This is a genomic window from Paenilisteria newyorkensis (assembly GCF_000766145.1).
Classification (GTDB): domain Bacteria; phylum Bacillota; class Bacilli; order Lactobacillales; family Listeriaceae; genus Listeria_A; species Listeria_A newyorkensis.
On sequence record NZ_JNFB01000011.1, the window covers coordinates 25,758 to 37,681 of the forward strand.

An 11,924-nucleotide genomic window follows, 5' to 3' on the forward strand; every position below is an offset into this window, starting at 1 on the left:
ACCCACCGAATCAATCGTGAATCGGTGGGTTTTCGCGGTCTTTTTTGAGAAATTTCAGTTCGGCGATAATCATGATACTGATGATGATAAGCAGGTACCAGCTGGTGATTTTGCCGAAGCCGACGAGTCGCCAGGTGACTTCTTGGTCAGGGTAGTACCAGGCGCCGAAGAAGCTGGCGATGTTTTCTGCGACCCAGATGAAGAATGCGATGAGCAGGAAGGACAGGGATAGTGGCATCCTCAGGCGTTTGTCGCCGACTGTGAAGGATACGACGGTGCGCAGGAACAGAATTAGGACGGCGATAATGAGTATGTAGCGCAAGTCCCAGATGTAATGATGGGTGAAAAAGTTGAGGTAAATCGCGGCGCAAAGGATGATGACGTAGCTGCTTTTGGGCCAATTTTTGACGGTGAGATCGAAGCGTTTCCAGGCTTGGCAAATGTAACTGGCGACGCTTGAGTACATGAAGCCGCTGTAAAGTGGGACGCCGAGAATTTTTGTGTAAGCGTCTTCTGGATAGGCCCAGGACCCCATCTGGATTTTGTAGATTTCAAGAACGAGACCGATGATGTGAAAAAGCATGATGACTTTGAGTTCGTCCCACGTTTCGAGGCCGAATTTGATCAAAAGTAATTGGGCGATGATGCAGATGATGAGCAGTAAATCGTACCTTGGAAGGAAGGGAATATTGACGTATTTGGAAAAGGCGAGCGAGAGAAAAATGATGGCTGGGAAGATGCAACAGAGTATTTGTGTCCAGGTGAATTGCCAGAGCAGGGATAGGAAACGCATGTGGTACCTCCAGAAGAATGATTATTTGTAGTTTCTATTTTGGAATGGGGTGTCGCTTGGAAAAAGGTGTTTTTGTGTGCCGATGGTTTGTAATAATTGCCGAATGCGAAGGTTATCTGCGCGTAACATGGCCTCGATTTCGTTTTTGCAAGGGGGGATGCAGGCTGTTAGGTAGTGTTGCGCGGTCTCGGTTGCGGCATAGGCATTTCCCTGATGGATGAGCTCGGCGAAAATGGCGGTCGTTATGTGTGGTGTGTCGGTTGGTGAGAGTAGGTAGTGATCGTAATTGCTGGCGTTCATGACTGCGTGAATGCCGCCGAGTGGTCCTTTGTCGACGAACGGTTCTTGGTCGGTTAGGACGGTTGTTGTGCCGTCGTGGAATAGTGCTTGGATGCTTGGGAATAGGCGTTGATTCGTGACGATGAAGACGTGATCGACAAGTGGGCGCATTTTATCGGCGGTTTGTTCAACCCATGTCGGCGAGCCGGGTGTTTCTTTGTACAGCGCTTTATCTTCGCCGAAACGTCGGGAATTTCCACCTGCGAGTACGATACCTGCGATTGTTTTAGTTTTTGACAAGGCGACCATCCTTTATCTTTAAAATTTCGCCTGTGAGGGAGGCGGCTTCTTGGTGATAATGGGTGACAAAGATGACAGGAATGTCGAAATCGCGCGCCATTTGGCCAACGAGTTCGATACAGATGTTGCGCGTATCTTCGTCAAGACCATTAAATGGTTCGTCTAAAAGTAGTAGGTTCGGATTGATAATCATCGCACGAGCCATGGCTACGCGTTGTTTTTCACCGCCGGATAATTTCTGAACGGAGGAAAAAAGGAGATGGGAAATCTGTAAGTAATCGCTTATTTTGCGGACTTGTTGCTTGATTTCGGCGCGATTTTTTTTGTTGACGGTTAGGCCGAATGCGATGTTTTGAAAGACGTTCATATTTGGAAAGAGGGCTAGATTTTGGAAGAGGTAGCCGACTTTGCGAGCAGCGGTTGGAACGGTGATATCACTATATGTATCGTCCCAAGCGGTGTTGCCAAATTCGATGATGCCTTCGTCGATTTTTTTGAGGCCGCTGATGCATTGAAATAGGGTAGATTTGCCGGAGCCGCTAGAGCCCATAATGGCGGTGATTGGCGCGACGAAATCGTAGTTGATATCAAGGTCGTGAAAGGGTAGTTTCTTTTTGAATTTTAAGCGTAGTCCCATGGGTTACATTCCTCTCGTTAAGTTGGTTTGGCGGACGGTCAGGATGTGGATGATCATTAGCGCGAAAATGCCGATGATAACATTGATGAGTCCAAGATAAATGGCTGTGCGCATGTTGCCTTGTTGGACCATGAAGTAAATACTGGAGGCAATGGTATTGGTTTTTCCTTCGATGTAACCGGCGACCATGAGGCTTGCTCCGAATTCACCCATTGCCCGGCAAAAACTAAGTAAAATCCCTGCTAAAATTGGTTGCCAGCAGTTTGGTAGGATAATTTTTAAAAAGATAGTTCTGGCGTTGGCTGACAGGGTTTGTGCGGCCCAGACGAGGTCGTGATCGATGGAGAGAAACGCGCTTTTTAGGCCTTGGTACATAATTGGTAAAATGATGATCGTTGTTGCGATAACGGCACCGGCGAGCGTGAAGATGAAGCTATAGTTGAAGTTATTCCATAAAAAGGCGCCGAGAAGATCGTTTTTTCCGAACAGATTGAGTAGAATCAGGCCTACAACGGTTGGCGGTAAAACGAGTGGTAGCAGGATGATGATCTCAATGATGAGTTGAAATCGTGATTTGCGGTTCGCGAAGTAGTAGCTGAGTGGGAGCATGGTGAGGAACGCGAGAAGTGTGGATGCAAACGCGATGATAAGTGAGTGTAGGACTGGTGTTAGCATAATTGTTGAACCTCCGATCAAGCGCGCCGACAAGGGCTCATTTCCGTCGTTAAAAACTCTGTTCCGATGCTCGAGTGCAAATCGCACATTCCGCTTCGGTACTCGCTTTTGCCTAGGAACTAAACCCTTGTCGGCGCGCTTGAAGTTTGGTGGGACAGAATGAAAACCTGGATAATGGTCTGCGGATTGATTTTTTATGTATTCCTTCTCTATTATGTTATGCGAATCATGCATTGTCAAAGAATATTAGTCGCGAAAATATAGGGATTCTCCCGATGCGCGGAAATGGGAGAAGTTGTACTATCGGATTAGATAGGAATTTTACTGTTTTTCTTTGTGAATATAATAACAAAAATGAGGTGGTACATAGTGAGGAAAAAAGGTTTGCGGTTCTTTAAACGGACGGAGAAATTTAATGGTAACTGGACGGTGATGGAGGAGAAAAGCCGGGCTTGGGAGAAGATGTATCGGGATCGTTGGAGTCATGATAAAGTGGTTCGCACGACGCATGGTGTCAATTGTACGGGTTCGTGTAGTTGGCAGGTTTTCGTGAAGAACGGGATTATTACGTGGGAAAATCAGGCGACGGATTACCCGAGTTGTGGGCCGGACATGCCGGAATTTGAACCCCGTGGCTGTCCGCGTGGCGCGAGTTTTTCGTGGTATGAGTATAGTCCGTTACGTGTGAAATATCCGTATGTGCGCGGGAAATTGTGGCGTTTATGGCAAAATGCGTTGAAGCAGTACGGGGACCCGATTAAGGCTTGGGCGAGTATTGTGGAAGATCCTGAGAAGGCGGATAGTTACAAGAGTGCGCGTGGTAAGGGTGGACAGATTCGTGTGACTTGGCAGGAAGCGTATTATATGGTTGCGGCGATGCTTATTTATACGATTAAGAAATATGGACCGGATCGCTTGGCTGGGTTTACGCCGATTCCTGCGATGTCGATGATTAGTTATGCGGCTGGGTCGCGGTTTTTGACGCTGCTCGGTGGTGAAATGTTGAGTTTTTATGATTGGTATGCGGATTTACCGCCTGCTTCTCCGCAAATTTGGGGTGAGCAGACGGACGTGCCGGAATCGAGTGACTGGTATAATGCGGGTTACATTATGATGTGGGGCTCGAATGTGCCGCTGACTCGGACGCCGGATGCGCATTTTATGACGGAAGTTCGTTATAAGGGGACGAAGGTTGTTGCGGTTGCGCCGGATTATGCGGAGAACGTGAAGTTTGCGGATAATTGGTTGGCGCCGAATCCTGGGACGGATGCTGCTCTTGCGCAAGCGATGACGCATGTTATTTTGAAGGAGTTTTATGTGGAACGCGCGGAATCGCAGTTTATTGATTATGCGAAACAGTTTACGGATTTGCCGTTTTTGCTGTTGCTTGATCAGACGGATAAGGGCTTGACGCCGGGTCGTTTCTTGCGTGAGGACGATTTGCATGCGGGGCTTGAGAAGGCGGCTAATGCGGATTGGAAAACGTGTTTGATTGATGAGACGACGGGCGAGATTGTGGTTCCGAATGGGACGATGGGTCAGCGCTGGGAAGAGGGCGTGAAGTGGAACTTGTCGCTTGCACGTGAGGATGGTTCTGTGATTGCGCCTGCGATGACGGTTGGCTTGGATCGGATCGATACGGTTGCGTTTCCTTATTTTGATAATACGGGGAATGGGATTTTTGAACGGGAATTGCCGGTTCGGGAAATTACGCTGGCGGATGGTTCGAAGCGCTTAGTTGCGACGGTTTATGATGTGATGTTGAGTCAGTATGGTGTGGCGCGGCATGATGGGGACACGATGGCGGCGCGTGGATTGGATGATGCGGAAAGCTTGTATACGCCGGCTTGGCAGGAACCGATTACGGGTGTGAAGGCGGATATTGTGACGCAGATTGCGCGTGAGTTTGCGCAGAATGCGATTGATACGGGTGGTCGTTCGATGATCATCATGGGCGCGGGAATTAATCACTGGTTTAATAGTGACACGATTTACCGCTCGATCTTGAACTTGGTTATTTTGACGGCATCGCAAGGCGTGAATGGCGGAGGCTGGGCGCATTATGTTGGTCAGGAGAAATGTCGTCCGATTGAGGGCTGGCAAACAGTGGCTTTTGCGAAGGATTGGCAGGGCGCGGTGAGACAGCAGAACGCGACGAGTTTCTGGTATTTTGCGACGGATCAGTGGCGTTATGAGGAGATGGACACGGATGCTTTGAAGTCTCCACTGGCGCAAAAAACGAGCTATAAACACCCGGCGGATTACAATGTGTTGGCGGCGAGACTTGGTTGGTTGCCTTCGTATCCGCAGTTTAACAAGAATAGTTTGCTGTTCGCGGCTGAAAATAAGGACAAATCGGATGCGGAAATCGTGTCGGGTATTGTCGAGGATTTGAAATCGGAGAAATTGCAGTTTGCGGTGGAAGATCCGGATAATCCTGTGAACTTCCCGCGTGGTCTTTTTGTATGGCGCTCGAACCTTGTTTCTTCTAGTGGAAAAGGGCAGGAGTACTTTATGAAGCATTTGTTTGGAACGACGAATAATTTGTTGTCGACGCCAAATGATGAGTTCAAGCCGGAGGAAATGGTGTGGCGTGATGAGGAAACGGAAGGAAAACTGGACTTGATGGTGACGCTTGATTTCCGGATGACGGCGACGCCAATTTATTCGGATGTGGTGCTTCCTGCTGCGACGTGGTATGAGAAGACGGATATTTCGAGTACGGATATGCATCCTTTTGTGCATCCATTTAACCCGGCGATTAGCCCGCTTTGGGAGTCGAAATCGGATTGGAATATTTTCAAGGATTTGAGTCAGACGTTTTCTGAGATGGCGAAGGATCACTTGCATGAGGTGCAGCGGGATGTGATTATGTTGCCGCTGAACCATGATTCGCAGATGGAGATTTCGCAGCCTTATGGTGAGATTAAGGATTGGAAAAAAGGCGAGGTTGAGGCGATTCCAGGTAAGACGATGCCGCATTTCCAATTTGTAGAGCGTGATTATACGCAGATTTACGATAAATTTATTACGCTTGGTCCAAATGTGGGAACGGGCAAGGTTGGCGCGCATGGGACGCAGTTCTCGGTCGCGGAGGAATATGAGGAAATGAAAGGCATCAACGGGGTTTATGAGGATGACTCGATTAAGAACGGGATGCCAATTATGGAGTCGGAACGGCAGGCGGCGAATGCGATTCTGCATATTTCTAGTGCGACGAACGGGAAGGTTGCGGTTCGGGCTTGGGAAGTGGCGGAGGACGCGACGGGAATGGAGCTTAGTCATTTAGCGAAGCCACGCGAGGCGGAGCGGATTACATTCCAAAGCATTACGGCGCAACCGCGTGAAGTGATTCCGACGCCAGTATTTACGGGTTCGAATACGGATGGCAAGCGTTATTCGCCATTTACGACGAACATTGAGCATTTGGTGCCATTCCGGACGCTGACTGGGAGACAACATTTTTATATTGATCACGAGATGTTTTTACAATATGGGGAAGCGTTGCCGGTGTATAAGCCGACATTGCCACCGCAAGTTTTTGCACCACGTGATAAGGAGATTGTGGAGACGCCGGATACGATTGTGTTGCGCTATTTGACGCCGCACGGTAAGTGGAATATTCACAGTATGTACCAAGATAATCAGCATATGTTGACGCTTTTCCGTGGTGGCCCGAACGTGTGGATCAACCATGAAGACGCAGAAGCTGGCAAAATTAAAGACAATGACTGGCTCGAAGTTTATAACCGAAATGGTGTGGTAACGGCGCGTGCGGTTGTTAGTCACAGAATGCCTAAAGGAACGATGTACATGTATCACGCGCAAGACCGTCATATCAACGTTCCAGGCACTTCGATTACAGGAACGCGAGGCGGTAGTCACAATGCGCCGACGAAAATCCACGTGAAACCAACACAAATGGTTGGTGGATATGCACAACTTAGCTACGGTTTTAACTATTATGGACCAATTGGAAATCAGCGGGATCTCTATGTTGCTGTCCGGAAACTGAACGAGGTGAATTGGCTTGAAGATTAAAGCACAAGTAGGAATGGTAATGAATCTAGATAAATGCATCGGCTGCCATACGTGTAGTGTGACGTGTAAAAATACGTGGACAAACCGCCCTGGTGCCGAGTATATCTGGTTTAATAATGTCGAAACGAAGCCCGGTATCGGTTATCCGAAACAATGGGAAGACCAAGAACGCTACAAAGGCGGCTGGAAACTGAAAAAAGGGAAATTGGAGCTTGCGGCTGGTTCGAAGTGGAATAAAGTTATGCTTGGGAAAATTTTCTACAATCCAGATATGCCGGAATTAAAGGATTATTATGAGCCGTGGACGTACAATTACGATACACTTTTCACGCCGAAAGAGAAGAAAAACCAACCGGTGGCGCGTCCAAAATCCGTGATTACAGGCAAGAACATGGAAATCGAATGGGGCCCAAACTGGGAGGATGATTTGGCGGGAGCACCAACCACGATGCCGCTTGATCCGAACATGAAAAACATCGAAACGGAGATAAAAACCAATTTTGAGACAGCGTTTATGATGTATTTGCCGCGTTTGTGCGAGCATTGTTTGAATCCTTCTTGCGTGGCGTCGTGTCCGAGTGGCGCGATGTATAAACGCGATGAAGACGGAATTGTTTTGGTTGACCAGGAAGCGTGTCGTGGCTGGCGCTATTGCATGACTGGTTGTCCGTATAAAAAAGTATATTTCAACTGGAAAACGAATAAGGCGGAGAAATGCACGTTCTGTTTCCCGCGTATCGAGGCTGGTTTGCCAACGGTTTGTTCGGAGACGTGTACAGGTCGGATTCGCTATCTTGGCGTCATGCTGTACGATGCGGATGGCGTGAAAGAAGCGGCTTCTGTAGAGGACGAGAAGGAGTTGTATCAAAAACAGCTTGACTTGTTCCTTGATCCGAATGATCCAGCGGTGATTGAGCAGGCGCGCAAAGACGGTATTAAAGAAGATTGGATTAAGGCAGCGCAGAATTCTCCTGTTTACAAAATGGCGAAGGAATACAAGATTGCGTTCCCGCTGCATCCAGAATACCGCACGATGCCAATGGTTTGGTACGTGCCGCCACTTTCGCCAATCATGAACTATTTTGAAGGGAAAGATTCGATTAATAATCCGGATATGATTTTCCCGGCGATTGATGAAATGCGGATTCCTGTTGATTATTTGGCGAGTTTGCTGACGGCGGGAAATACGGATGTGATTAAGACGTCGCTACAAAAAATGGCGATGATGAGGATGTATATGCGTGCTGTGAGCTCTGGTAAGGAGTTTGATACGGAGAAATTGGCGCGAATCGGGATGACGGAGCAGGAAGTGAAGAAAATGTATCGTCTGCTTGCGATTGCGAAATATGAGGATCGTTTTGTGATTCCGGCGAGTCATAAAGAGGATTACATCGATACGTATAAAGCGCAAGGTTCATCTGGCTTTTCGGAGGACGTTTGTGGTGGTTGTAGTTTGGCGGATCAGATTAATAAGCCGGATGTTACGAATACACCAATGCCGATGGGAAATAGTACGCAGCAGCCTTCGAAATCCACGCAGGATATGTATGAAGAAAGTTTTTATGGGGGGATTTGGCGTGATTAATTATGCCTTGCTAGACGAGAAACGCGCTGTTTTTGGCGCTATTTCGGCAGTGTTGTCGTATCCTGAAAAACGCTTTATTAATGATCGGTTTCTACTTTTAGAAACGTTTGAAAATCCTAAAACGCTGGCATTGATAACAGCGTTTTGGGAGGAAATTTCTGCGCTGACTTTGGGTGAGATTACAGAAACATATGTGGACACGTTTGATTTTAATAAAAAGACGACGCTTTACATGACGTTTTACAAGTTTGAGGATGCGCGGGAACGTGGGCAGATGTTGGCGAAGTTGAAGGTGCTTTACGAGATGTTTGGTTTGTTGCCGGATGATGCAGAGTTGACGGATTATTTGCCACTGATGCTTGAGTTTATTGATGCGGGTGATTGGTATCTGGATGAGCGTTCTGGTGATAGTATTGAGCTTTTGATTGGCGTGATTGAAGACGGTTCGTATCATTTGCTTCAGGCGCTTGAAGAGGCGGGAAATCCATATCGGTTTGTGATTGAGGCAATGCGGAATGAATTGCGCGTTTGCGTGAAACAGGGAGAGGAGAAGCAGCATGTGGAATAATTTTTTATGGGTTGTTTTGCCCTATCTTGTTTTGGCGAGTTTCGTGTTCGGTCATATTTTCCGTTACCGCTACGACCATTTTACGGTGACCTCGAAGTCTTCGGAAATGATTGAGAAAAAGCAATTGATGGTTGGGAGTATTTTATTCCACATCGGGATTATTTTCGTTGTCGGCGGACATTTTATTGGCTTGGTCATTCCGAAAAGCTGGACGACATCGATTGGTATTAGCGAGCATATGTATCATATCGTCGCGGTCGGGATTGGAAGTATTTTTGGGATTATGGCATTTGCAGGGATGTTTTTGTTGACTTTCCGGCGGTTGTCGAATGATCGCGTGCGAATGACGAGTTCGATTATGGATATCATCGTGAATGTGACGCTATTGTTCACGCTATTTCTTGGAATGGCGAGTACGTTGTTTGCGAACCCGGCGAATCCTGGCTTTGATTACCGCGAATCGATTGCGGTTTGGTTTAGGCAGTTGTTCATTTTCCAGCCAGATGCGAGTCTGATGGCGAACGTGCCGGTATTTTTCCAACTGCATATTATTAGCGCGTTTCTGATTTTTGCGCTATTTCCGTACACGCGATTGGTGCATGCATGGAGCGTACCGCTGTCGTATTTGAAGAGGAGTTATATTATTTATCGTCGCTAGGAATTTTATGAGATTGGGACATAACTAAAAGCTGAGAAATAACTGCTTTACCATATTTAAAGGGTAGGACGAAAAGTTGGCTTAACACAAATCGAGCGAAAGCGTTTGTATTCCATCCGTTTGGTGGAACTATGGACCGCCTGTTCGCGATGCTGTAACTCATTGTATTCGAACAGCTAGGAAAGATTACATGCTCGCTTTGCTCTCATGCATATTGGGGCTGTAACTCATTACATTTCGAACAGCTCCAACAATGCGAACGCTTGCCGCCGATTTACACCGGTTATGCACCAAACTCTATACGAGGGGAGAAATAAACATGCAACATACATCAAAAAAAGACGCGTATATCGCGCTCACCATTGCTACAGTTGCGATGGCGATTTCATTTATGGTCTGGGCTTCTTTATCGCCCGTTTCTAATCAGATTGCCGCGGAATTTGGCCTGTCTGCTTCACAAAAAAGTTTACTTATTGCAACGCCTGTACTTCTGGGTTCTATTATGCGAATTCCAATGGGGATTTTAAGTGATCGGTATGGTGGTAAGAAAATATATATTATCACGATGCTATTCACGCTCATTCCGTTGGCGTTGATTCCGTTTGCGAGCACTTATTTATACTTAATGCTCTGCGCGTTTTTCATCGGTATGGCTGGAACGACTTTTGCTATCGCGATTTCTTACGTTTCTACCTTTTTCCCGGCTGAAAAACAAGGCTTGATTTTGGGGATTGCTGGAATGGGGAACATTGGGAATGCACTTTCTGGACTGATTATCCCGCGTATTAATGCGAACTGGGGATTTGATTGGATTTATTATTCTTTGATGATTGCGATTGTGATTATTGTCGCTATCTTTGCGATTTTTGCGAAAGAAATGAAGTTGTCGACGGAAAAGAAAACGTTGAAGCAGTCGCTGTCGGTTGTGAAGGATAAGAACACGTGGTATTTATCTTTGTTCTATTTCCTGACGTTTGGCTCGTTTGTAGCGCTGAGTAACTATTTACCGGCATTTATGGGCGATCAGTTCTCGATTGGGGCGGTGAACGCTGGGTTATTCTCTGCTGGATTTGCAGCGACCGCGACATTTATGCGTCCTGTTGGTGGGATTTTAGCGGATAAACTAAATCCGACGAAACTGTTGACGACTGGTTTTGCGATGATTGCTGTGGCCGCGTTCTTGATTGCTTTTTCACTGACGCAATATGGCGTCTTTACAACACTTATTTTCATCACCGCGCTTATTGTAGGTCTTGGAAACGGGATTATTTTCAAAATGGTGCCGATGGTTTCCAAAGGGAATACGGGTGCTGTGACCGGGTTTGTTGGGGCTGCCGGCGGACTTGGTGGATTTTTCCCGCCGCTTCTGTTAGGTATTATTAAACAAAATACAGGTTCTTATACGCTTGGATTTATTTTGCTCGGCGTGTTTGCACTCGTTTGTCTTGTGACGGTTTGGGCTGTTTATTTACGCAAACCGACTATAACAACCTGATTTGAAATGGAAGGCAGTGGAACTATTTCGCTGTCTTTTTTTTAGGAAATTCCGTACAATAGGAGTAGACTGAAATAGGGGGCAAGCAAGGTGAAAATGTGGATAAAAAGTGGGTTGCTTTTCGTTGGGGTATTATTGGTTTTGACAGGATGTGGCGAGCAGGAACCGCAATCGATACATATTTCTGTGGCGGCGAGTTTGAAAGATGTGATGGATGACGTGAAACCTTTGTATGAGGGTGAGCACGACAATGTGACATTGGAATTCGACTTCGCTGGTTCAGGGCAAATCCGCGAGCGTGTGGAAAATGGGGCGCCAGTTGATGGTGTTGTGCTCGCAAGCGCGGCGGATGCGGATAAGTTGATGAAGAAAAAGTTGATTGATGATAAAGCGGAAATTGCTTCGAATACGCTGGTGGCTGTGATGCCGAGTAAGAGCGTTCCGAGCGGGGATATTACAACGGAACTAGCGAAGGCGCGCGTGATTGCGATTGGGGATCCTGCTTCGGTGCCGGCGGGGAAATATGCGGAGGAATTTTTGACGAAAGAGCAGTTGATGGATAGTGTGAAAGCGCGTTTGGTGAAGGCGAGCGATGTGCGTCAAGTGTTGGCGTACGTGGAATCTGGAAATGCGGATATCGGTTTTGTTTATCAAACGGACGCGATGATTTCGAAAAAAGTGCAGACGGCGTATAAAATTAGCAATGATTTGCATAGCCCAATCGGGTATTATGCGGCGACGATTCAAGATTCAGAAGCTGCGGATGAGACGTCCAAATTTATGGATTATATGAAGGGAACGCAAGCTCAGAAAATTTTGAAGAAATATGGATTTGGTGAGGCGAACTAACGATAAGTGAGCGCTTACACTGTTATTTTCATAGGGATTGATGT

Annotated in this window: 10 protein-coding genes; 6 read left to right on the top strand and 4 right to left on the bottom strand. The window is 46.9% G+C overall.

Annotation, left to right across the window (positions count from 1 at the left end; translation table 11 throughout):
* Window positions 1-10: 10 nt before the first annotated feature.
* The 4 genes from EP58_RS04310 to EP58_RS04325 are packed head-to-tail and all read right to left on the bottom strand — an operon-like array spanning window position 11 to window position 2,684.
* A complete protein-coding gene (locus EP58_RS04310; protein ID WP_036090547.1) occupies window positions 11-793 on the bottom strand; it encodes a DUF817 domain-containing protein in 783 nt (260 codons plus the stop codon).
* Window positions 794-814: 21 nt separating this feature from the next.
* On the bottom strand, window positions 815-1,372 hold the full coding sequence (locus EP58_RS04315; protein ID WP_036090549.1) for a molybdenum cofactor guanylyltransferase: 558 nt from the start codon (window positions 1,370-1,372) through the stop codon (window positions 815-817).
* Window positions 1,359-2,009, bottom strand: a complete 651-nt coding sequence (locus EP58_RS04320; RefSeq protein ID WP_036090552.1) for an ATP-binding cassette domain-containing protein — start codon at window positions 2,007-2,009, stop codon at window positions 1,359-1,361. The genes EP58_RS04315 and EP58_RS04320 overlap by 14 nt, the downstream gene beginning before the upstream one ends.
* 3 nt (window positions 2,010-2,012) lie before the next feature.
* Entirely contained in the window at window positions 2,013-2,684 is a 672-nt protein-coding gene (locus tag EP58_RS04325) for a molybdate ABC transporter permease subunit (protein WP_036090659.1), read from the bottom strand.
* Between the two features lie 366 nt (window positions 2,685-3,050).
* On the opposite strand from EP58_RS04325, the gene EP58_RS04330 reads away from it, so the two are divergent.
* The 6 genes from EP58_RS04330 to modA all read left to right on the top strand — a co-directional run bounded on the left by EP58_RS04330 (window position 3,051) and on the right by modA (window position 11,880).
* Window positions 3,051-6,725 (top strand): nitrate reductase subunit alpha, encoded by a 3,675-nt coding sequence (locus EP58_RS04330; protein ID WP_036090662.1) that lies wholly within the window; start codon window positions 3,051-3,053, stop codon window positions 6,723-6,725.
* Window positions 6,715-8,310, top strand: a complete 1,596-nt coding sequence (narH, locus tag EP58_RS04335) for a nitrate reductase subunit beta (protein ID WP_036090555.1) — start codon at window positions 6,715-6,717, stop codon at window positions 8,308-8,310. The genes EP58_RS04330 and narH overlap by 11 nt, the downstream gene beginning before the upstream one ends.
* Window positions 8,273-8,878 carry a nitrate reductase molybdenum cofactor assembly chaperone gene (narJ, locus tag EP58_RS04340; protein ID WP_236637292.1) on the top strand — a complete coding sequence of 202 codons (606 nt, stop codon included), beginning with the start codon at window positions 8,273-8,275 and terminating at the stop codon, window positions 8,876-8,878. The genes narH and narJ overlap by 38 nt, the downstream gene beginning before the upstream one ends.
* Window positions 8,868-9,536, top strand: coding sequence for a respiratory nitrate reductase subunit gamma (gene narI / locus EP58_RS04345; protein ID WP_036090560.1), 669 nt, complete (start codon window positions 8,868-8,870; stop codon window positions 9,534-9,536). Before narJ ends, narI begins: the two co-directional genes overlap by 11 nt.
* Window positions 9,537-9,855: 319 nt before the next feature.
* Window positions 9,856-11,031 (top strand): nitrate/nitrite transporter, encoded by a 1,176-nt coding sequence (locus EP58_RS04350; RefSeq protein WP_036090563.1) that lies wholly within the window; start codon window positions 9,856-9,858, stop codon window positions 11,029-11,031.
* A 96-nt stretch (window positions 11,032-11,127) separates the two neighbouring features.
* Entirely contained in the window at window positions 11,128-11,880 is a 753-nt protein-coding gene (modA, locus tag EP58_RS04355) for a molybdate ABC transporter substrate-binding protein (RefSeq protein WP_036090664.1), read from the top strand.
* The last annotated feature ends 44 nt before the right edge of the window (window positions 11,881-11,924 follow it).